The 21719-nt window shown below is 72.6% G+C and carries 14 protein-coding genes and 1 pseudogene; 5 read left to right on the top strand and 10 right to left on the bottom strand.

Annotation, left to right across the window (positions count from 1 at the left end; genetic code table 11):
• Positions 1 to 2 precede the first annotated feature (2 nt).
• Positions 3 to 812: a M15 family metallopeptidase gene (locus tag ACF1DX_RS22455; protein WP_391792893.1), complete on the bottom strand. Its 810-nt coding sequence runs from the start codon at positions 810 to 812 to the stop codon at positions 3 to 5.
• A gap of 390 nt (positions 813 to 1202) precedes the next feature.
• On the opposite strand from ACF1DX_RS22455, the pseudogene ACF1DX_RS22450 reads away from it, so the two are divergent.
• Positions 1203 to 1307 (top strand): annotated as a pseudogene (locus tag ACF1DX_RS22450) (aquaporin family protein); the annotation flags it as partial.
• A 121-nt stretch (positions 1308 to 1428) separates the two neighbouring features.
• Here the strand turns inward: ACF1DX_RS22450 and ACF1DX_RS22445 are convergent.
• The 5 genes from ACF1DX_RS22445 to ACF1DX_RS22425 are packed head-to-tail and all read right to left on the bottom strand — an operon-like array spanning position 1429 to position 9552.
• Complete coding sequence (locus ACF1DX_RS22445; RefSeq protein ID WP_391792892.1) at positions 1429 to 2034, bottom strand: ATP/GTP-binding protein; 606 nt, start codon at positions 2032 to 2034, stop codon at positions 1429 to 1431.
• Entirely contained in the window at positions 2015 to 5698 is a 3684-nt protein-coding gene (locus tag ACF1DX_RS22440; RefSeq protein WP_391792891.1) for a hydantoinase B/oxoprolinase family protein, read from the bottom strand. The genes ACF1DX_RS22445 and ACF1DX_RS22440 overlap by 20 nt, the downstream gene beginning before the upstream one ends.
• 24 nt (positions 5699 to 5722) lie before the next feature.
• Positions 5723 to 6118, bottom strand: a complete 396-nt coding sequence (locus ACF1DX_RS22435; protein ID WP_030867943.1) for a DUF742 domain-containing protein — start codon at positions 6116 to 6118, stop codon at positions 5723 to 5725.
• A 9-nt stretch (positions 6119 to 6127) separates the two neighbouring features.
• The gene (locus ACF1DX_RS22430) at positions 6128 to 6562 is read right to left on the bottom strand and encodes a roadblock/LC7 domain-containing protein (protein WP_391792890.1); all 435 of its coding nucleotides are present in this window, start codon (positions 6560 to 6562) and stop codon (positions 6128 to 6130) included.
• Positions 6559 to 9552 (bottom strand): nitrate- and nitrite sensing domain-containing protein, encoded by a 2994-nt coding sequence (locus tag ACF1DX_RS22425; RefSeq protein WP_391792889.1) that lies wholly within the window; start codon positions 9550 to 9552, stop codon positions 6559 to 6561. Before ACF1DX_RS22425 ends, ACF1DX_RS22430 begins: the two co-directional genes overlap by 4 nt.
• 418 nt (positions 9553 to 9970) lie before the next feature.
• Here ACF1DX_RS22425 and ACF1DX_RS22420 point away from each other — a divergent pair, with 418 nt between their 5' ends.
• Together ACF1DX_RS22420 and ACF1DX_RS22415 are read left to right on the top strand one after the other, a co-directional pair.
• Positions 9971 to 10552, top strand: coding sequence for a hypothetical protein (locus ACF1DX_RS22420; protein ID WP_391792888.1), 582 nt, complete (start codon positions 9971 to 9973; stop codon positions 10550 to 10552).
• Positions 10553 to 10658: 106 nt separating this feature from the next.
• On the top strand, positions 10659 to 11456 hold the full coding sequence (locus ACF1DX_RS22415; RefSeq protein ID WP_391792887.1) for an IclR family transcriptional regulator: 798 nt from the start codon (positions 10659 to 10661) through the stop codon (positions 11454 to 11456).
• A gap of 23 nt (positions 11457 to 11479) precedes the next feature.
• Here ACF1DX_RS22415 and ACF1DX_RS22410 read toward each other — a convergent pair whose 3' ends face one another.
• The 4 genes from ACF1DX_RS22410 to ACF1DX_RS22395 all read right to left on the bottom strand — a co-directional run bounded on the left by ACF1DX_RS22410 (position 11480) and on the right by ACF1DX_RS22395 (position 19410).
• Positions 11480 to 16132, bottom strand: coding sequence for a hypothetical protein (locus tag ACF1DX_RS22410; RefSeq protein WP_391792886.1), 4653 nt, complete (start codon positions 16130 to 16132; stop codon positions 11480 to 11482).
• Positions 16133 to 16166: 34 nt separating this feature from the next.
• The gene (locus ACF1DX_RS22405) at positions 16167 to 17048 is read right to left on the bottom strand and encodes a hypothetical protein (RefSeq protein ID WP_391792885.1); all 882 of its coding nucleotides are present in this window, start codon (positions 17046 to 17048) and stop codon (positions 16167 to 16169) included.
• A 49-nt stretch (positions 17049 to 17097) separates the two neighbouring features.
• Positions 17098 to 18624 carry a hypothetical protein gene (locus ACF1DX_RS22400; protein WP_391792884.1) on the bottom strand — a complete coding sequence of 509 codons (1527 nt, stop codon included), beginning with the start codon at positions 18622 to 18624 and terminating at the stop codon, positions 17098 to 17100.
• Between the two features lie 69 nt (positions 18625 to 18693).
• On the bottom strand, positions 18694 to 19410 hold the full coding sequence (locus ACF1DX_RS22395; protein WP_391792883.1) for a GntR family transcriptional regulator: 717 nt from the start codon (positions 19408 to 19410) through the stop codon (positions 18694 to 18696).
• Positions 19411 to 19545: 135 nt separating this feature from the next.
• Between ACF1DX_RS22395 and ACF1DX_RS22390 the strand changes: the two genes are divergently transcribed.
• Complete coding sequence (locus ACF1DX_RS22390) at positions 19546 to 20865, top strand: MFS transporter (RefSeq protein WP_391792882.1); 1320 nt, start codon at positions 19546 to 19548, stop codon at positions 20863 to 20865.
• A complete protein-coding gene (locus ACF1DX_RS22385; RefSeq protein ID WP_391792881.1) occupies positions 20862 to 21707 on the top strand; it encodes a putative hydro-lyase in 846 nt (281 codons plus the stop codon). The genes ACF1DX_RS22390 and ACF1DX_RS22385 overlap by 4 nt, the downstream gene beginning before the upstream one ends.
• The last annotated feature ends 12 nt before the right edge of the window (positions 21708 to 21719 follow it).

Raw genomic sequence — 21719 nt, 5'->3', positions numbered from 1 at the left:
GGTCAGTTGTGGCCGGTGAGTGACCTCCGGGACACCGTGAAGTCGAAGTAGGTGTCCGGGTGGGCCTCCGGCTTGAAGGTGTAGTGCCACCACTCCTCGGCGAGGTTCACGAAGCCGAGGTCCTCCAGGGTGCTCTTGAGGAGCAGCCGGTTGGCGCGTTGTTCGCCCTGGACGCGTGGGTCGAGGGTGTGGCTGAGGGTGTCGAAGCAGTCGTAGCCGGTGCCCATGTCGACGGAGGTGTCGGGGAACCGCTCGTCCTCGGGGGCGAAGCAGGGGGTGAGGGGCTGTCCGGGCCGGTAGGGCTTGGTCGGTTTCGTGGGGAGTTCCACGAGGGTGAGGTCGACGGTCGAGCCACGGCTGTGGCCGGATTTCTCCGCGATGTAGCCGTCGGTGAACAGCCGGGTCTTGTCGACGTTCGGGTAGAACTCGGCCTTCGTCCTCTGGTCGTCGAGGTCCTCGGCCCAGCGCACGAAGTGGTCCACCGCGCGCTGTGGCCGGTAACAGTCGTAGACCTTCAGGGAGTAGCCCTGGCGCAGCAGTTGCTGTTGCGCCGTGTGGAGGGCCTCGGCGGCGGGGCGGGTGAGGATGCACAGCGGCTGCCGGTAGCCGTCGATGGGTTCGCCGACGAAGTTGTGCGGGGTGAAGTAACGGATCTCCTGGATGATCGTCGGGTCCACGCTGTTCAGTGCCACGAAGTCGCGGGGCGCCTTGGGTTCGGGCTTCGCCTGGGCGGTGGCGGAGGCGGCGGTCGTGGCGAGCAGGGCGGTGACGGCGGTGACCAGACGGCGTACCGCGTGGGAGAGTCGTGTCATGTCTCCTGCATCTACCAGGAGTCGGCTCCTCCGGGGAAGGACCCGTCCCCTGGCCGCCGAGTGTCCGCGCCACCGCGGAGGTGACGCTTCCGGCCGGGTGGCCGATAACCGTTGCGGTCGGCGACCTTGACGCCCCCTGAGCGCCGGTGAACACTTCCCGGTGTCAGTCGACATCGCCGTACATCTCGGTGCATTCCGGCACGTCGCCGCTGAGGCCTCCTGCGGCACGGCCCACTCCCCCACGGGGCGATTCGGCTGCGACGGCACGCTCGTCACGGACGCCGGGCGGGGCGCGGATCCTCCCTGCCTCCGGCTGAAGTCGCCATGGGAAACGCACCCTGCACGCGAGGTCGGGGGCGGATCGTCCCGGGCCGGGGCCCAGGAGCCGCCATGAGCAACGGAGACATATTCGTCGGGGAGATCATCGGCACCGCGATCCTGATCCTGTTCGGCGCCGGAGTGGTCGCCGCCGTCGTCCTCAACTACTCGAAGGCGGGAGAAGGGCTTCGGCTGGATGGAGGAGGGTGACGGCTGACCACGCGCGTGGTGCGTCACTCTCCGCGCCGCGGCCCGTGCTCCGGTCGGCGGGAGTACGGGCCGCGGGCCTGCCGGCGTATCAGGTGGTGACCGTCTGGCGTCGCTGCGCGGCCTGGGCCATGGCGTGCTGGACGACGCCGATGAGAGTCTCCTTGACCGACTCGCGGTCCCGCGCGTCGCACATCAACAGCGGTACATGGTCGTCGAGGTCGAGGGCGCGGCGGACGGCGTCGGCCGGGTAGCGCGCCGCCCCGTCGAAGCAGTTGACGCCGACGAGGAACGGTATGGCACGTCGCTCGAAGTAGTCGATGGCCGCGAAACAGTCCTCCAGGCGCCGGGTGTCGGCGAGGACGACGGCTCCGAGGGCGCCCTCGGACAGCTCGTCCCACATGAACCAGAACCGCTCCTGGCCGGGCGTGCCGAAGAGGTACAGCACCAGGTCCTCGCGGAGCGTGATGCGGCCGAAGTCCATGGCCACGGTGGTGGTGTTCTTCGCTTCCACACCGGAGGTGTCGTCGACCGGGCGCCCGGCCTCGGTGAGGAGTTCCTCGGTGCGCAGCGGCCTGATCTCGCTGACCGCGCCGACGAGCGTGGTCTTGCCCACCCCGAAGCCGCCGGCCACCAGGATCTTGAGCGTGACGGGCTCGACCGGGGGCTTGCCGCGTTCAGAACGCCCGAAGATCATCGATCTCTTCTCCTGCTTGATGGGGGTCGGGCGGCGGGCCGTATCCCCCGCCGCCGGGGGTTTCGATGACGAGTACGTCGCCGGCGCCGACGTCCGCCGAGTCGCTGCCGGCGAGCGGGACGACCGTGCCGTCCGCTCGCTCGACCCGGTTGGCGCCCGGTGCGCCGGGGGCACCGCCCGCCATGCCGTACGGGGGCACCCTGCGGTGCTGGGACAGTGTGGAGACGGTCATCGGCTCCAGGAAGCGGATCCGGCGCACGGCCCCGTCCCCGCCGCGCCACCGTCCGGCGCCGCCGCTGCCGCGGCGCACCGCGAACTCCTCGAGGCGGACGGGAAGTCGCCACTCCAGGATCTCGGGGTCGGTGAGCCGGGAGTTGGTCATGTGGGTCTGCACGACGGAGGCGCCGGGGAAGCCGTCTCCGGCGCCCGAGCCGGAGGCGACGGTCTCGTAGTACTGGTGGCGGGCGTTGCCGAAGGTGACGTTGTTCATGGTGCCGGAGCCCTCCGCCTGGACGCCGAGGGCCGCGTACAGGGCACCGGTGATGGCCTGGGAGGTCTCCACGTTGCCCGCGACGACGGCTGCCGGCGGCTCGGGGGCCAGCATGGAGCCCGGCGGCACGATGATGTCCAGCGGGCGCAGACAGCCGTCGTTCAGCGGGATGTCGTCGGCGACCAGGGTGCGGAAGACGTACAGGACGGCCGCGTTGACGACCGAGAAGGGGGCGTTGAAGTTGGTGGACAGCTGGGCGGAGGTACCGGTGAAGTCGATGGTCGCGCGGCGGTTCTCGCGGTCCACGCGGACGCGTACGCGGATGACGGCGCCCGAGTCGGTCTCGTAGGCGTACGCGCCGTCGTCGAGGGCGTCGACGACGCGGCGCACCGCCTCCTCGGCGTTGTCCTGGACGTACTTCATGTAGGCCTGGACGACGTCGAGGCCGAAGCCGTCGATCATGCGGCCGACCTCGTCGACGCCCTTGTGGTTGGCGGCGATCTGGGCGCGCAGGTCGGCGAGGTTGGTCCTCGGGTTGCGGGAGGGGTGGGGGGCCTCGGTGAGGAGGCGGAGGGTCTCCTCCTCGCGGAATCGGCCGTTCTCGGTGAGCAGCCAGTTGTCGAAGAGGACGCCCTCCTCGTCGATGGTGCGGCTGCCGGCCGGCATGGAGCCCGGTGCGATGCCGCCGATCTCGGCGTGGTGGCCGCGTGAGGCGACGTAGAAGAGGACCTTCCGGTCACTCTCCGTGCCGTCGGTGGCCCCGGTGCCGAAGACCGGGGTGATGACGGTGACGTCGGGCAGATGGGTGCCGCCGTGGTACGGGTCGTTGACGGCGTAGGTGTCGCCGGGGCGCATGGCCGGGCCGCGCCGCCGGATGACCTCCTTGACGCTCGTGCCCATGGAGCCCAGGTGGACGGGGATGTGCGGGGCGTTGGCCACCAGGTTTCCGTCGGGGTCGAAGAGGGCGCAGGAGAAGTCCAGGCGTTCCTTGATGTTGACGGACTGGGCGGTGGACTCGAGGCGGGCGCCCATCTGTTCGGCGATGGACATGAAGAGGTTGTTGAAGACCTCGAGCAGCACCGGGTCCGCTTCCGTGTCCGCTTGGGAACTCTGCGTGACCGCGACGCGTTCCATGACCAGATGCCCGTCGTCGGTCGCCGCGGCCCGCCAGCCGTCGTCGACGACGGTCGTCGCGCCAGGCTCGGTGATGATCGCGGGTCCGGTGACGGTTTCGCCGGGGGGAAGGTCCTCGCGGCGGTGGAGGGGTACGTCACGCCAGGCGCCGCCGGTGTGGAGGCGGACGGTCCGTGGGTTTTCGGCGCGGCGGACGGGGGTGCCTTCGTAGGGAGCGAGGGCGGAGAGATCGGGGGGTTCGGTGATGCCGGTGGCTTCGACGGAGAGGGCTTCGACGACGATCGGGCGGTCCAGCGTGAAGGAGTACGTGGCGCGATGACGTTCTTCGAAGGTGTGCCGCATCGTGCCGGGATCGGTCAGTTCGACGGTGAGGGTGGTGTCGGTGCCGTCGTAGCGGAGCTGGGCACGGCGGGTGACCTCGATGCGCTCCTCGGGAACGTCCTCGGCGAGGAGTTCCGCGCGGGCCGCCGCTTCGAGGTCGTCGGCGGTCCGGTGGACGTCGGGCATGGAGGACGGTTCCAGGGGGGCCTCGACGGAGCGTTCCCGCATGGCCGTGGTGTCGGCGAGGCCGATGCCGAGCGCGGACAGGACGCCGGCCATGGGCGGGACGAGGACGGTGCGGATGCCGAGGGAGTCGGCGACCATGCACGCGTGCTGTCCGCCCGCTCCGCCGAAGGTGGTGAGGGCGTACCGGGTGATGTCGTGACCCTTTTGCACGGAGATCCGCTTCACGGCGCCGGCGATGTTGGCGACGGCGATCCGCAGGTAGCCCTCGGCTGCCTGCTCGGGGGTGCGGTCGTCGCCGGTCTGCTCGTGGATCTCGCGGGTGAGGTCCGTGAAGCGGTCGCGGACGAGCGCGGCGTCGAGGGGCTGGTCCCCGTCCGGGCCGAACACCGTGGGGAAGTGGGCGGGCTGGATACGGCCGAGCATGACGTTGGCGTCGGTGACCGTGAGCTGGCCGCCGCGCCGGTAGCAGGCGGGGCCCGGGTCCGCGCCCGCCGAGTCCGGCCCCACGCGGTAGCGGGATCCGTCGAAGTGGAGGACCGAGCCGCCGCCGGCGGCGACGGTATGGATGTCCAGCATGGGCGCGCGCAGCCGGACCCCGGCGATCTGTGTGGTGAAGACGCGTTCGTACTCGCCCGCGAAGTGCGAGACGTCGGTGGAGGTGCCGCCCATGTCGAAGCCGATGACGCGGTCGAAGCCGGCGAGCTGCGACATGCGGGCCATGCCGACGATGCCGCCGGCCGGCCCGGACAGGACGGCGTCCTTGCCGCGGAACTGGCCGGCTTCGGTGAGGCCGCCGTTGGACTGCATGAACATCAGCCGTACGTCGTCGAGTTCGTCGGCGACATGGCGGACGTAGCGGCGCAGCACGGGCGAGAGGTAGGCGTCGACGACGGCGGTGTCGCCGCGCGGGACGAGCTTCATCAGGGGACTGACCTCGCTGGACAACGAGATCTGCGGGAAGCCGATGCGGGCGGCGAGTTCCCCGACCGCCTGTTCGTGGGCGGGGTGGAGATGGCTGTGCACACAGACCACGGCGACGGCCCGGATGCCGTCGTCGTACGCCTGTCGCAGCGGCCCGGTGAGGGCGTCCAGGTCGGGTGCGCGCAGGACGGTGCCGTCGGCGGCGATGCGTTCGTCCACCTCGACGACCCGTTCGTGCAGCAGTTCGGGCAGGTCGATACGGCGGGCGAAGATGTGCGGGCGGTTCTGGTAGGCGATGCGCAGCGCGTCGCGGAAGCCGCGGGTGACGACCAGCAGAGTCCGTTCGCCCTTGCGTTCGAGAAGGGCGTTGGTGGCGACGGTGGTCCCCATGCGCACGGCGTCGACGGGGTCGTCGGATCCGGCCAGCAGTGCGCGGACGCCCACGACCGCCGCGTCGGTTCCGCGGGTCTCCCGGCTCCCGCGGTGCCGGGGGTGTTCCGGAGCCGGGTTGTCGGACAGCACCTTGTGTGTCAGCAACCGGCCGTCGGGGCGCCTCGCGACGATGTCGGTGAAGGTGCCGCCTCGGTCGACCCAGAACTGCCAGCCTGTCACGTCAGTATCCCGCTTCCGCGCCGGTCACAGCGCCCGGAGGCCGTTGATCACGTCGCGCAGAATACTCTCGTCCGGCAGCTCGGCCGGGGGTACTGGCCGGTTCACATGGACCCATTCCGATTCCACGAGGTCTCCGACGAGGACCCGGACCACTCCGATCGGCAGATCGAGTTCGGCGGAGAGTTCGGCGACCGTCTGCGAGGTGTCGCGGCACAGTTCGACGATGTCCACATGCTCCGGGGAGAGTGTGGGATCGTCCTCCGGATCGCCCGCGTGCGGCTCCGTGACGACCACCGCGATCAGGTCGAGGCGGTGCTGGGCCGCACTGGTGGTGCGGCCCCGCGTCATGGCGTACGGACGGACGACCGGTCCGGCCTCGTCGTCGAACCAGTGGCTCCTGCCCTGACCGTCAGCGCTCATGTCATCCCACTACCCGCCCGAGGGCAGATCGGTGCGCGGAGCGGCGCCCAGATGCACACCGACCCGCTTCACGAGGAGCGTCATCTCGTAGGCGACCTGTCCGACGTCCGAGTCGGCGTCCGCGAGGACGGCGAGGCAACTGCCGTCGCCGGCGGCGGTGACGAAGAGGAACGCCTCGTCGAGTTCGACGACGGTCTGCCGGACGTCGCCTGCCTCGAAGTGGCGGCCCACGCCCTTGGCGAGGCTGTGGAAACCGGAGGCGACGGCGGCCAGATGCTCGCTGTCCTCCCGAGTGAGGTCCTTCGACGCGCCCGTGGGCAGACCGTCGCCGGAGAGCACGATCGCCTTGCGGATGCTGGCGACGCGGTCCACCAGGTCGTCGAGGAGCCAGTTCAGCTCCCCCTTGTCGGTCGTGGTGTGGCCGGTGGCCCTCGGTTCGGTCATCGACCGTCCCCCTTGTTCGTTCGTCGTGGTGCTGTGCCGCTGTCGGCTTCTTCGCCGGCGGCGTTCTCCTCGCGGCCGCGCTGCCAGCCGCGCTGGAGCGAGGCCATGCGGCTGCGGACTTCGTCGGCATCCCGTTCAACGGGCCGGGCCCTGTCCTCGTTCCGAGGTTCGGCACTGCGCTTGAGCTGCGGGGCGAGGCTGGCCTGCCGTACACGCCGGGGCAGCGATCCGCCGTCGGGCCGTACGGCGTCGGTGTCCGTGCCGTCCGCGGCCGACGAGGAGTCGTCGGGGCCGCTCGCCGCGACGGCGGGGCGGCGGATGCGCTGGGGCAGGCCGTCAGGAGGCTCCGGCCGGTCGTCGCGCACGGGGCCGGGGGGCGCCGGAGTGTCGCTCCGGTCCCCGGTTCCGGTCCCGGGGCGGGAGGGGTCGGGGCTCCGTCGGCGGGCGGGCAGCGGAGGCAGTGACTCCGCGTCCGGTTGTTCGCGCTCGGTATCGGAGGAGAGCCGTTCGGTGCGGCGGCGTGCGAGGAGCGGGGAGCGTGCCTCCGCACCCGGGCGGCCGGGACCTCTGCGTCCCGCGGGGTCCTCGCCGCGGTGGCGGACGGGCAGCAAAGACGCCGCTTCCAGGTCGGGCCGGGTGGACGCGGCGGGCGTGCCCTCCTCGTCCGTGCGCTCCGCACGGGCGCGTGCGTCGCGGACCGGACGCCCGTGGGAGCTGACCAGCTTGGGTGCTCCCCTGCGGGTCAGCGGGACCGGGGCGCTCCCGTCGTTCCCACCCGGGTCCGTGCCCTCGGGCGTGTCGGAGGTCTGCTGATGGTGCTCGCGGCCGGGCCGCTCCTCCTGGGTGCCGGTGAGGGAGCGTCGGGGGCTGAAGAGGCCGCCGCGCCGGCTGTCCTCGGCGCCCAGGGCACCGGGGAAGCCGTCGAGCGCGTCCAGGTCGACGGGGGCCTCCAGTTCGACCGGCCCGTCCAGCAGCGAGGCGGGGAGCCGGGGCAGCTGTACGGGCACCTGGGAGAGCGCGGCGCGGCGGCTCTCCTCCGGTTCGCGGTCCGTGGAGCGCCGGGGGCGGTCGAGGCGGAACCCGACGCCGTTGGTGTCCGGGACGTCGTCCGTCAGCAGCGCGTCGGGGATGAAGACGACCGCTGTGGTGCCGCCGTACGGGGAGGGCTGCAGGGAGACCCGGACGTTCTGGCGCTGGGCGAGGCGGCTGACCACGAACAGTCCGAGCCGGTCGGTGTCGGAGAGTTCGAACTCGGGGGTCTCGGCGAGTCTGAGGTTGGCGTCCAGGAGGGCGTCGGCCGTCATGCCGAGCCCGCGGTCGTGGATCTCCAGAGTGAAGCCGTTGGCCACGCGCTCGCCGAGGACCTGGACGGCGGTGTGCGGCGGGGAGAACACCGTGGCGTTCTCCAGCAGTTCGGCCACGAGGTGGGTGAGGTCGGCGACGGCCGGGCCGGTGACGGCGACCCTCGGCAGCCGGCGGACCTCGATGCGTTCGTAGTCCTCGACCTCGGCGACGGAGGCGCGTACGACGTCCATGAGCTGGACGGGCTTGCGCCACTGCCGGGAGGGCGCGGCGCCGGAGAGGATCACCAGGCCCTCGGCGTGCCGGCGCATGCGGGTGGTGAGGTGGTCCAGCCGGAACAGGTCGGCGAGTTCCTCGGTGTCCTCGGTCCGGCGTTCCATGGTGTCCAGCAGGGTGAGCTGCTTGTGCAGCAGGACCTGGCTGCGGCGGGCGAGGTTGACGAACACCTCGGAGACACCGGCACGCAGTTCGGCCTGCTTGACGGCGGCCTCCACGGCGGCGCGCTGGAGGGTGTTGAGGGCCTGGCCCACCTCTCCCATCTCGTTCTTGTCGTACTCCAGGCGCGGGACCTCGGTCTCGACGTCGACCTGTTCGCCCGCCGAGAGGCGGCGCATCACGCTGGGCAGCCGCACACCGGACGCCTCATGGGCCTCCAGGCGCAGCTTCCTGAGGTCCCGGACGAGTCCGCGGCCCACGCGCACGGAGAGGACGAGGGAGACCACGAGGGCGATCAGGCCGAGGACACCGGCGATGACGGCCTGGGTGATGACGCCCATGGCGACGGGGCGGACGCGGTCCTGGTAGCGGTCGGCGGCCCGGTCGTTGAGGGTGCCGAGTTCGGAGAGCACATTGCCGGCGGCGATGTCCCAGCTCTTGGCCGTGATCCCGCGGGGCTCCCCGGCGCCGGAGGAGACGACCGCCTCCTCGCCGACGCGCAGCGGGGCGGACGCGGCGTTCTTCCAGAAGGTCTCGTAGCGGTCGCGTTCGGACGCGGGGAGCTGCGGCAGACCGGCGTCGTACATCAGGGTGCGCTGGGCCACGAGGTCGGAGATTTCCCGCACTTCGGCACGGGACAATTCGCCGACGATCAGGGCGGAGCCGAGCAGGGCGTCCTCGCGGGAGAGTAGTTCGCGGGCGCGGGCCAGACCGACCAGGGCGCGGTACTGCTTGTCGAGCTCGACGTCGTCGACCACGTGCAGACTGGCCAGCAGGATGTAGCACGGATCGATCAGCCGGTTGTAGAGGTCGAGGGCCTGGGAGCGGTTGACGGTGCCGTCCTCGACACTGCGGCGCAGGGACTCGATGCCCTCGAAGGAGTCCAGTACCGCGCCCAGTTCGTCGGAGTCCCCGTGCATGGCCTCGCGCACATCGATGTCCGTCGCGCTTCTGCGGACGCCGGCGACCGCGTCGTCGGTGGCGGAGCGACTGCGCCGGAGTGCGGCGAGGCCGTCGGAGGCGCGGGGGTCGGCGAGATAGACGAGGGTCTGCCGGCGCTCCTGCTGGAGGACGCGGACGGTGTCCTCGACGGGGTAGCCGACCTCCTCCATCACCGACGACACGTCGAAGAGGTGGCTTGCCTCGCGGCCCGTGAGCACCGTGGTGAAGGCCCAGATCGTCGTCAGGGACAACAGCGGCACGAGAAGCAGCGCCACGATCTTCCGGCGGATGGACTTCCCGCGAAAGCGCATGGCCTCCCCCAGCTCGGCCCCCGACCGGACGGGGGTACACATGTGCGTCAACAAACGGCGCGAGCCTACTACCGCGCCGGGGCGAACTCGAAGAGCCGTCCGGAAGCTGTAGTTCCGTACCGGGGACGGGAGATGGGGAGTTGTCCGGGCATTGCGGGAGATTGCCCACCGGAACCGGGGGCATCTTCCCGGGGCCGATCTCCGGGACAGGAGAGGACGGTTGGCCGGTTTCTTTCCCGACCGGGAATCTTCACGTCGTGCCGTTCGTCCTTCTCTGTGGGAAATGGGGGCGGAATCGGCCACAAGAGCCGTGTCCCGCACCTGGGCGGCGTAGAACGGCGCAAGCCGGGCAGCCACTGGAGAACCGGGTCTTCGGACACGAGTGAGCGGTCTGCTGGCGGTGGGGAGTGACACGTTGATGGGCACGGCGGAGCGGCGTGAGGCGCCCGAGGAGGGCGCGGCGGCGCAGGTGACGACGCGGTCGGATGCCGGGGCGCCCGGACCCGGTGCAGCCGCGTCCGGGCGCGGACCGGCCGGCGCACGCGGCGCCGCGGCGCGGGAGAGCGGAGGGAGCACAGGCGGGCCCGGCGGCTTCAGCGGGAAGGCCTCCTACCGGCCACTGTGGGTCGAGGAGCCGGCCCGGCGGCGCCGGCTGCCGGATCCGGTGCGGACGGCGGCCGTGCGGGCGGTGCTCGTCATCTCGGTGACGCTGATTCAGGCCATGGTGGCCTTCCTGTGCACGCTGGCCGAGTCCTGGCTGGCGTTCCCCATGGTCATCAGCAGTGTCGTCAGTACGATCCTGGCGACTTGGGGAGTCCTGGACGTCTGGGTGACCCGTCAGGTCTGGAATCAGCGCAACGGCGTGGTGTCCGCGCCCAGCAGCACCGCGCGGGCCCTGCGGCGCGAGCGGCGCCGCGCCCGCCGTCAGCAGCGGGCAGCCCAGCGGACACAGGCTCGAATACGCCGGCGGGGCGGGGCCGGGCAGCTGTCACACCCCTGAGACCGCTCGCTCGCCGGTACGCGGGCCCTCGGTACGCTGAAGTCGCGCAGGGCGCGCCGGCAGGCGCCCTGCGCGACGGTTACCGACAGATGGTGAGAGCCGAGCCATGACCGGCGAGCGGAAACAGCCCGGGGGGAACGGGAGGGGCACGACGAGTGCCGTGCAGTCGGTGGACCGTGCGGTGAGCGTGCTGGAGATCCTGGCGCGGCACGGCGAGGCGGGTGTCACGGAGATCGCCGGCGAGCTGGACGTGCACAAATCCACGGCCTTCCGGCTGCTCGGTGTCCTGGAGAACCGCGGTCTGGTGGCCCAGACGAAGGACCGCGGCAAGTACCACCTGGGTGCCGGTGTGCTGCGCCTCGCGGGGGCGGCCGCCGTGCGGCTGGACATCTCGCAGGAGGGCGTCCCGGTCTGCCGGGAGCTCGCCGACGAGCTGGGCGAGACGGTGAACATAGCGGTGCTGGACGACGACGCCGCCGTCAACATCATGCAGGCCCGGGGCACGGCGTCGGTCACCGCGCAGAACTGGCTCGGCAGGCGCACCCCGCTCCACGCCACCGCCGGCGGCAAGGTGTTCCTGGCCCACCTGCCACCCGCCGCTCGTGAGAGCCATCTCGCGCGCCCGCTGCGCCGGTTCACGGAGCGGACGATCGTCGCGGCGTCGGAGCTGCGCGGTGAGCTGGAGACGGTGGTCGAGCGGGGGTACGGCGCCACGCTGGAGGAGCTGGAGCTGGGACTCGCGGCCGTCGCGGCACCGGTCCGCTCGCACGACGGCACGGTGATGGCGGCGATCAGTGTCTCCGGGCCGGTGTACCGGCTGCGTGCGGACCGGCTGCTCGAGTTGGGCAGCCGGACGGCGACGGCGGCGGCCGAGCTGTCCCGGCGCATGGGCTACGGCTTCTGAGCCTCGTCCGGGGTGCCGCCTGATCAGCCGCTCGCCGCCGCGGGCCGCTTGAACATGCGGGTCGCCGTGATCTCGCTGTGCGCCTCCTCGGCCGGGTCCTGCTGCGGGAGCCCCGGCCGGAGGTGTTCCTCCACGCTGATGTACTTCAGGCCGGCCCGCAGGTCGGCGTCGTTCCGCAGTCGGATGACCAGCGGGAACTCCGCGAGCGCCGTGGTGTCGAACAGACCGGTGGTGTACAGGAGCTGGACGCCGAGCGCGTCGGAGACCGCGCGCTGGAGTTCCAGGAGGTAGGTGGCGTTGGCGCGGCCGATGGGGTTGTCCAGGAACAGCGTGCCGGCGTGGCGGTGCTTGTCCCGGCCGCGGTCGTTGGAGCGCAGCGCGGCCATCGTGCAGTACAGGGCGATGGCCGCGGTGAGCAGCTGGCCGCCGGAGAACACGTCGCCCATCTGGCCGACGGGTACGCGTTCGGCGCGCAGTACCGCGTCGGGCTTGAGGATCTCGACGGCGACGCCCTTGGGCTGGAGGGCGGCGGCTACCCCACGCAGCAGCAGGGACATGCCGTCGCGCCGCAGGTCGGAGTTCTTCTTCACGGCCGCCCGGGTCGCCTCGTCGACGACCTCGCCGAGCCGCTCGGTGAGGGTGGCCTGGTCGGGTTCCTCGAAGCGGATGCGCAGGAACTCCTGTCCGGACCACTCGCCGAGCCCTTCCGGCAGCCGGGACAGCCGCTGGGCGGAGCGGAGGGTGGCGAGGGCGGACTCGACCAGGCCCCGCAGCCGGTCCACGATCGAGTCGCGGTTGCGCTCCAGCTGCTCCAGCTCGTCGGTGAGGACCCGCAGCCGGGGGGCGAAGGCGTCCGCCCACTTCTGGGCGTGCTCGGGCAGCGCGGAGGCGGGCAGTTCGCGGATCTGCTGGCGCGCGGGGGTGCGGACCTGCTCGTAGCGCGTGGAGTTGGCGTGCCGGACGAGGACGTCGCTCGCCTCGCGCACGGCGGACTCGGCGGCGGACAGGTCCGCGGCGCAGCCGCGCAGGGAGCGGCGGGCTTCGGCGGCGGACTGCCGGGCGTCCTCCAGGCCGCCCGGATAGGGCTCGGGCTGCTCCTGCTCCTCCTCGCCCGCGTGCTCGCGCAGCAGATCGCGGAGCATGGCGGCGATCTCGTCGAAGCCGCCGGCCGCGTCCTCGGCGGCGCGGTGCGCGTCGAGCAGTTCGGCGTGGGCCTCCCGTGCCCGGCTCAGGGCCTCGCTGCGGGAGGCGAGTTCGGTGGTGGCGGTGCGCAGGAGGGCCTGCGCGTGCTCGGCGTCGCGCGGTACCAGTTCCTCGGGGAGTTCGGTGTGCGCCTCGCCGTCCTCGGGCGCGAGCCGTTCGGTCTCGCCGCGCAGTCGTCCGAGCTGCTCGCTCGCGCTGGACATGCGGGTCTCCAGGAGCTGCACCAGCTCCTCGGCGCGGGCGGCGGCGGCCTGCCGGCTGGGTCCGTCGGAGCCGTCGGGCGACTGGAGCAACTGCTCGGCGCGGGTGCGGACCTTGTTGCTGAGCCGGTCCAGTTCGGCGCGGGCGGCGCTCTCGTCGCTCTCCGCGCGGGCCTGTTCGGCGCGCAGGTCGGCGCCGACGCCGACCTTCTCGTACACCTGGGACGCGGCGCGGTAGGCCTCGCGCAGGGCGGGCAGGGACGCCTGCGGCGCTCCGGTGCCGTCCTCGGGCACGTCGTCGGGGGCGCCCGCGATCTCGGAGCGCTCGGCGCGCAGCGCGCGGGCGGTGCGCCGGGCGTCGTCGGCGGCCCGCTGGGCGCCGCGCCGGTCCTCGTCGGCGGCGCGCGCCCTTTCCAGGCAGGTCTGGGCGCGGGCCTCCGCCTCGGTCGCGTCGTCGGCGAGTTCCCGCAGCTTGACCTGCCAGCCGGCCCGTTCGCGCAGCCGGAAGGCGAGTCCGGCGAGGGCGTCGGCCGCGCGCCGGGCCTTCTGCGCGGCTTCCTGCCGCTCGTCACGGACGCCGACGGCCTCGGCGGCGGCCTCCTCGGCCTCCGCCCTCGCGGTGCGTGCCTCGGCCAGCTCGGCCTCGGACTCCTCGGCGAACGCCCGTGCCTCGTGGGCCGTGGCGGCCAGCTCCGTGAGCCGCCCGGCGGGGCAGCCGGTGCGCCAGGAGGCGAGCCGCGCGGCCAGCTCCCGGTCCTTGCCGAGCCGGGCGGCGAGCGCGCGGATCTCCTCGTCCCGCTCGGTGGCCCGGGCACGCAGGGTCTGCCGTTCCTCGTCGGCGGCGTGCTCGTCGTGCATGGCCGGGTTCGGCGGTACGAGGAAGACGTCCCCGGTGTCCGTGTCCGGCGCGGGGGTGGGGGCGAGCAGGGCGGCGGCGGTGCCGACGGCGACGGCGGACCGGGGCAGCAGGGCGGCGTCGCTCAGTGCCTCGCGGGCGCGGAGGTGGGAGTCGGGGTCGGTGATGACGACGCCGTCGACGAGTTCGGGGCGGGCGGCCAGCACGCGCGCGTGGTCGGCGGGGGCGACGGCCTGGGCGAGGTAGCGCCATCCCGGGAGGGCCGGGATGCCGTGTTCGCCGAGGAACTCGACCGTGGCCAGCACGTCCGGGCCGGGCGGCAGCAGCCCGCCGTCGCCGAGGGCGCCGAGGATGCGGGCGTCGTCCGCGGCGGCGGTCCGCAGGTCGAACAGCTGCCGCTCGGCGGAGGAGACGGCGTCGTCGAGCAGTTCGCGCAGCTCGTCGGCGAAGCGGTCGAGTTCCTCGGCGGTCAGGGCGCCCTCGCCCTGGGAGGACCCGGTGCCGGGATCACCCGCCGCGCGGTCGGCGTCCGTGCGCCGGTCCGGTACACCGGCCCGCTGCCTGCCGGTGGCTCCCGGCAGGCTCAGCAGTTCCGCCAGTCGTTGCTCTGCGGCGAGGTCCTCGGCCGTGCGGCGCTCGCCCTCGTGGGCGCGCTCGGCCGCCGTGGCCGCGTCCGCCGCGCGGGCCGCGGTGAGTTCCGCGCGGCTCTCGGCGGCGGCCGCCTCGCGCGCGTGCTCGGTGGCCCGGCGGGCCGCCTCGCGGGCGGTGTCCCAGGCGGCGACCGCCGTCTTCTCGGCGTCGCTGGCCGCGAGCGCGGCCCTGGCGGGGTCGGCGTCGGGGGCGCTGTCGTCGAGCCAGCCGGCCCGCACGGCCTCGGCGGTCTCCTGCTCGACCTCGGTGAGCCGCTGCCGCAGGTGCCCGACCTCGCTGCGGGCCCGCTGTGCCTCGGTGGCGGCGGCGGTGGAGTCGCGGTAGGCGCCGTCGCTGACCTCCTGGAGGGCGGCGGAGCGCTCCTCCTCCTCGTTGGCGAGGTTCTCGGCGTTCCGCGCGGCCGCGTGCAGGGCGCGGACGAGGTCGACGGCGGCCTTGGCGCGCGCGGCCAGCGCGGGGGCCGCGTCCCGCTCGGCCTCCTGGATGGCGGCGGACACCCTGGCGACACGGTCGGCGGCGGCGCGGTGGCGCAGCACGGCCTCTGCGGCCTGCCAGGCCGAGTACAGGGTGCGCGCGTCGGCGAGTTCGCGTTTCTGGGCGGCGGCGGACTTCTCGGCGGCGGCGAGCGCCAGGGAGGCGTGCCGATAGGCGAGTTCGGCGGAGATCAGCGCGCTGTGCTCGCGTGCCGACTCGGCGTGGGTGACGGCGTACGCGGCGGCGGTGACCCGCTGCGCCAGGTCGGCCGCGCGGACGCGTTCCCGGGCGCCGCGCGCGGAGAGCCTGCGGGCCAGGGTGCGGGTGCGGCGCTCGGCGGCGGTGTAGATCTCCCGCGCGCGGGTGCGGGCCTCGGCGGCCTCGACGATCCGGCCGAGCAGGTCGACGGATCCGGCGGTGAAGTCGCGTTCGGCGATCAGTTCGGCGCGCCGGCCCAGTTTGTTGCCGAAGCCGCCGACCAGGTCGGCGAGTCCGTCGGTGTCCCGGGTGTCGGTGACGGCGCGCAGCAGCAGATCGGTGAAGTCGGAGTCCTTCTTGACCGCGAAGAGACCGGCTGCCTCACCCTCGTCGGCGTTCATCTCCCGCTGGTAGCGGAAGAGTTCGGGGTCGAGTCCCAGCTCGCCGAGGTGTTCGGTCCAGCGCTCGTGGATCTCCTCCCAGTGCACCTCCAGGTGCGGGTAGTTCTTGCCGGCCTCCGTGAGGGCGTCCCGGAAGCCCTTCATGGTGCGGCGCCGTCCCCGCGCGCCCGACTGGCCCTCGACGGGCGGCCGTACGGCCGTGGACTCGGCGACGGGGAGGTTGTCCAGGCTGAGACCGGGGCCGGGCCGGAAGGAGTACCAGGCCTCGGCGAACTTCCTCGGGTCGTTGGAGACCTGGCGGCCCCGCCACTCACTGGCCTTGCCGACGACGACGCACTCGCCGGTCTGCACGTGCTGCCATTCCAGTGCCACATGGCCGCAGTCGTCGGCGAGCAGGAACTTGCGCAGCACACCGGAGCTGGCGCCGCCGAGGGTGTTGCGGTGGCCCGGGAGCATCACGGAGAAGATCAGCTTCAGCAGGACCGACTTGCCGCCGCCGTTCTCCAGGAAGAGCACCCCGGCGGGCGCCGGCCGGCGCGGCGGGCCGACGGGCTCCTCCTGGAAGAACTCCGCCTGCGTCGGCGCGGGGTCCGGCACGGGCCCGCCGACACCGCGCAGGTCGAGCACGGTGTCGGCGTAGCGCGCACCGGCCGGCCCGATGGAGTAGAGGCGGACCCGGGACAGCTCGTACATGGCGGACTCTCGTGAGGCTTCGTGAGACGGGGGTTCAGGCGGAGTGGAACGGCAGGCCGGCGTCGGCGACCAGTTCCAGGGCGTCGCCGTCCTCGGGCGGCAGCAGGGTGGGCGTGCCGTCGGTGACCGGGACGACGCCCAGCTCCAGCAGCTCGGCCATGGCGGCGCTGCCCGCCATGTCGCGGACCTGGAGCTGGTAGCGGGCCGTGGTGCGGTACGTGCCGCCGTTGTCGTCGCCGGTGCGCTGCAGGAAGCCGGAGTCGGTGAGGAAGCCGACGGCCTTGGCGACGATGCCGGTGGTCGATCCCGCGAGGCGGCGCGCGTCCTTGGTGGCGCCGGTCGAGCTGCGTCTGGCCCAGATCCGCCACGCGGCCTCCAGGCCGGGGGCGTCGCTGGCCGGGTCGGTGTTCTCGCCCTGCTCCGCGGCCCGCTCCTCCAGGCGGTGGCAGGCCTGGCGGACGAAGGAGTCGACGCCGTTGACCGTGACGCGCCCGATGTAGCCGTCGTCGGCGAGGTCCTCGGGGCGTGGGAAGGCCATGGCGGCGACGGCGAGGTGGGCGAGCCCGTGCAGGAACCGGTCGCCGCCGTCGGCGGAGGTGCGGCGCGCGTAGTCGCCCATGCGGACGGCGAAGACGGAGTCCTCGGCGGCGGTGACGGCCATGCCGGCGCGCGGGGACACTTCAAGCACGATCAGTCCGAGGCCGGTGGCCACGGCGTCGGCGAGCCGCGCGAACGGCGGGTCCTCGCGGTAGCGGCGCAGCAGGTCGGCGTACTCCTGGTCGCGGGCGGGCTGGAGTTTGGGCTGGAGGCCGAAGGCGACGAGCCGTGCGGCGTCGGCGGCGTCGGCGGGTGTGACGGCGGCGCTCGCCGGTGCGGCCACGGCCTCCGGCTCACTCCACTCGACGTGCTCGGTCACGGTCGGGACTCCTTGCTCTGGGACAGCTCGGTACGGACTGCTTGCTCCGTCATGCCGCCTCCGACCGGTCCGCGGCCATCCCCGCCGCGTCCAGCAGGGCCGTGCCGACGATGAGGTCGGCGCCGCCGAACTCGGGGTCGTCGAGTTCGGTTCCGTCGTCCACGGCGAACAGCAGTTTCGGTTCGCCCTGGCGGTAGGCGGTGCCGACCGGGGGGCTGGCGGCGTGGATGGCCAGCAGGGCGACCAGGTAAGGCAGTTCGGGGTCCTGGCGGCGGGCGTCGGCGAGCAGTCCGGACAGCCGGCGCGGTGCGTCGGCCGGCAGGTCCAGCAGCTCCGTGGCGGCCGCCAGCTGCTCCTCGCTGAAGCGGCTGTCGTCGGGCGTGGCGATCAGGTCGGGCTCGGGCATCTCGGCACCGAGGTGTTCGCGCTCCACGGGCGGTGTCAGCAGGATCTCGACGAGGTCGGCGACCCGGACGGAGACCGGGGTGCGCAGTCCGGTGCCGTGGGCGAAGAAGGCGTCGGTGACCCGGGCCGCCCGCTCCACGGGCAGCGGCAGCAGGGGCGCGAGGAGGTGGCCATAGAGGTCGGTGCCCGAGACCGACGTGGGGGTGGCGAAGGCCTGCCGGTCCTGTTCGGCGCGGAACAGCGGGCCGGCCTCCAGCAGCCGTGACTGCAGCTGGGTGTGGCGCCGGATGCAGTCCTTGACGATGTCCACCAGCTCGGCCGCCCGGCGCTTGTGCTCGGGGTCCTCGGACTCGTCGCGCGCCTTGCGGATGTTGGTGAGGATCGCGTTCTCGTGGCGGTAGCGGTCCGCCACGTGGTCGAGGGCCTCGGCGATCATGTCGGGCACGGCGCTCAGCCAGTCCACCGCGCGGACGTTGCGGCGGGTGGCGTCCAGGGCCCGGCGCAGGGTCTCGGAGTACTGCACGGTCCGGTAGCGGGCCTGCTCGGCGGCGAGCTGTGCGTCGGCGAGCCTGCCCCTGCTGATCAGCACCTCCAGCTTGACCTCGGCGGCGATCTGCGCGCTGGTGACATCGGTGTCCAGGGCGCCGACCAGGACGTTGACCGCCTCGTCGGTGGTCCTCAGGTACACCGTGCCGCCGGGGCCGGGGACCTCCTCGATCAGCTTGAAGTCGTAGTCGCGGCGCACATAGGTGCCGTCCGCCCCGAACATGCCGTACACCGCGCGGAAGCCGCGGTCGACGCTGCCGACGTTGATCAGGTTCTCCAGGACCCAGCGGGCCACCCGCTCGTGCTCGGCGGCGGGTCGGCGCGGAGCCTGGGCGGCGATGCGCGGGACGATCCGGGCGACTATCTGGTCGTGGTCCGCGCCCGTGTCGAAGTCCATGTTCAGGGTGACGAGGTCGATGGCCGCGAGGGCGATCTCCGCCATGCCGTACACCGAGTACTCGCCGGCGAGGTTGGCCTTGCGCGCGTCGAGGTCGTGCAGCGGCGCGGTGCACGCGAGCGCGCGCAGCCGCCGCGCCAGCCCTTCGTCGGCGGCCGGGCCCGGCGCGGGCCGCGGCCCCGCGCTGAGCTGGGGCGGAACGCTGTCCGTCGATGCAGGCGAAGTCACGGTGCACAGACTAGGTCCTCGGTCTGACAACGACCCAAACGACCGTGTTGCGCCCCGGCGCGACGGTCGTCACACTGTCGGCCGGCCGTCCTGTCCGTCCTCGCCGACGCGCCGCCGGTACACCTCGACGACCCGTTCCAGCGAGACCTCGAGGTAGGCCGCCAGCAGCGCCTCGGCCTTGTCGCGGTCCCCGTCCTGAAGCGCCTGAAGAATACCGATATTACGGGCGATATACGGTTCGTGCAGTCGCCGGGGTTCGTCCACGACGTGGAAGGCGAGCCGCAGCTCGGCGAAGACGCTGCGCATCAGCTCGTCCGTGCGCTCACTGGCGGCGAGGGCCACCAGTTCCCGGTGGAAGTGGATGTTGGCCGTACCCACGCCGTTCCAGTCACCTTCGCGCGCCGCCGTACGCCCCTGCTCCACCACCTCGGTGAGCGCGTCGAGCGCGTAGGGCGGGTCGCCCAGCCCGCGCACGACGGCGCACTCGACGAGGCGGCGGGTGCGGTAGATGTCCTCGACGTCCTCGACGGTCAGCACCCGGACGAACACGCCCCGGTTCAGCTCGTGGACGAGCAGCCGTTCGTGCGTGAGCAGCCGGAACGCCTCGCGCAGCGTGTTGCGGGAGACGCCGAGCGCACCGCCGATGCTGTCCTCCGACAGCCGCGTACCGGGCGGGAAGTAGCCCTCGGCGATACGGCTCCTGAGAATGTCCGCGACCCGCTCGGCGGTGCTGGTACGGCCCAACAGGGCACGATCGTCGGCCAGTCCGCCCATCTGCTCTGCCATGCCGGAATTCAATCGCACGAGGAAGTACGAGACAACATAGGTATTGAAGGATCGTTCAACGATCCTCTACCTTGCTGGGCAGTGGCACGGCTCACCCCTTCCCGCACCCTCCGTCCTCTTCTCTGCGAGGTGCCCATGAGCACGCCCCCTCCACCGCGGGCCCTGACCGACACCCCACGCCCCGTACCGCCCGAACACGCCGCCGGAGACGGGGCGTTCGGCTGGCTGCGCGCACTGGGGCCGCGCGGCCGGCGCGCCTTCGGCGGCGCGTTCGGCGGCTATGCCCTGGACTCGTACGACTACTTCACGCTGCCGCTCACGATGGTCGCGCTGTCGGCGTACTTCGGTCTGAACAGCGGCCAGACCGGTCTGCTCACGACCGTCACCCTGGTGGTGTCCGCGGTCGGCGGCGCCCTCGCCGGTGTGCTGGCGGACCGCATCGGCCGGGTCAGGGCACTGCTGCTGACCGTGATCACGTACGCGGTGTTCACGGTGGCCTGCGGCTTCGCGACCGACTACGAGACGCTGCTGGTGTTCCGCGCGCTGCAGGGTCTCGGCTTCGGCGGTGAGTGGGCGGTCGGCGCGATCCTGGTCGCCGAGTACGCGAGCGCCAAGCACCGGGGCCGCACCCTCGGCGCGGTCCAGAGCTCCTGGGCCGTCGGCTGGGCGCTGGCCGTGATCGTGTACACGGTCGTCTTCTCGCTGGCCGGCGACGACCTCGCCTGGCGCGTGATGTTCTGGACCGGTGCGCTGCCGGCGCTGCTCGTGGTCTGGGTGCGCCGCAGCGTGCAGGACGCTCCCGAGGCGGCCGCCGCGCGGGAGACGAGCGCCCGGAAGGGCTCCTTCGCGACGATCTTCCGGCCGGGCCGGCCGGGAGCACCGGGCCTGCTGCGCACCACGCTCTTCGCCGTGCTGCTCTCCACCGGCGTCCAGGGCGGCTACTACACCCTCGCCACCTGGGTGCCGACCTATCTGAAGACCGAGCGCGACCTGTCGGTCGTCGGCACCGGCGGCTATCTGACGTTCCTGATCTCGGGTGCCTTCATCGGCTACCTGACCGGCGGCTACCTCACCGACCGGCTGGGCCGCCGGCGCAACATCTGGCTGTTCGCGCTGCTGTCCGCGATCTGCATCCTGGCGTACACGAACATCCCGAACGGCGCCAACACCGTGATCCTCGTGCTCGGTTTCCCGCTCGGGTTCTGCATGTCGGCGATCTTCAGCGGCTTCGGCTCCTATCTGAGCGAGCTGTACCCGACGGCGGTGCGCGGTACGGGACAGGGCTTCACGTACAACACCGGACGCGCCGTGGGCGCCGTCTTCCCCACGACGGTCGGCTTCCTCGCCGACGGCTGGGGCGTGGGCGGGGCGCTGGTCTTCGGCGCGATCGGTTACGGCATCGCGGCGCTGGCGCTGCTGGGGCTGCCGGAGACGCGCGGGAAGGAACTGGAGTGAACCACACCGACGACCGTACGCCGACCGTGGTGGACGACCACCCTGTGACCCTGGCCGACGAGCACGCGCGCGCGTGGAGCCCGCGCACGGCGCGCGCCCGCTTCCGGGAGGGGCTGGCGGGTCCCACGGCCGGTGTGGCCGCGGGGCACACGCAGGCCAATCTGATCTCGGTGCCCGCCGACTGGGCGTACGACATGCTGCTGTTCTGCCAGCGCAACCCCAAGCCCTGTCCGGTCCTGGACGTCACCGACGCCGGTTCCACGGCCACCGTCCTCGCCCCGGACGCGGACCTGCGCACCGATCTGCCGCGCTACCGCGTGTGGGAGCACGGCGAGTTGGTGGACGAGCCGACGGACGCGCGGGCGTACTGGCGCGGTGATCTGGTGTCGTTCCTGATCGGCTGCAGCTTCACGTTCGAGTGGGCGCTGGCGGCGGCGGGTGTTCCGGTCCGGCACGTTGAGCAGGGCCGCAACGTTCCCATGTACGTGACGAGTTGGCAGTGCCGTCCGGCGGGTCGGCTGCGCGGGCCGATGGTGGTGTCCATGCGGCCGGTGCCGCCGGAGCACCTCTCCGCGGCGATCCGGGAGAGCAGTCTGCTGCCGGCGGTGCACGGCGGTCCCGTGCACTGCGGTGCCCCCTCCGGGCTGGGCATCGACGACCTCGGCCGGCCGGACTTCGGCGAGCCGGTGGACTTCGAGCCGGACGACATCCCGGTGTTCTGGGCCTGCGGGGTGACCCCGCAGGCCGCGGTCATGGCCTCCCGTCCGCCGTTCGCCATCACGCACGCACCGGGGCAGATGTTCCTCAGCGACGCCCGCGACGAGCAGTTCCGCGTGGCCTGACCGGCCTGTGCG

It is taken from the genome of Streptomyces sp. NPDC014676 (assembly GCF_043084105.1).
Lineage (GTDB): Bacteria > Actinomycetota > Actinomycetes > Streptomycetales > Streptomycetaceae > Streptomyces.
The sequence above is the reverse complement of the archived record's forward strand: the minus strand, read 5'-3'. Positions and strand labels throughout refer to the sequence as shown.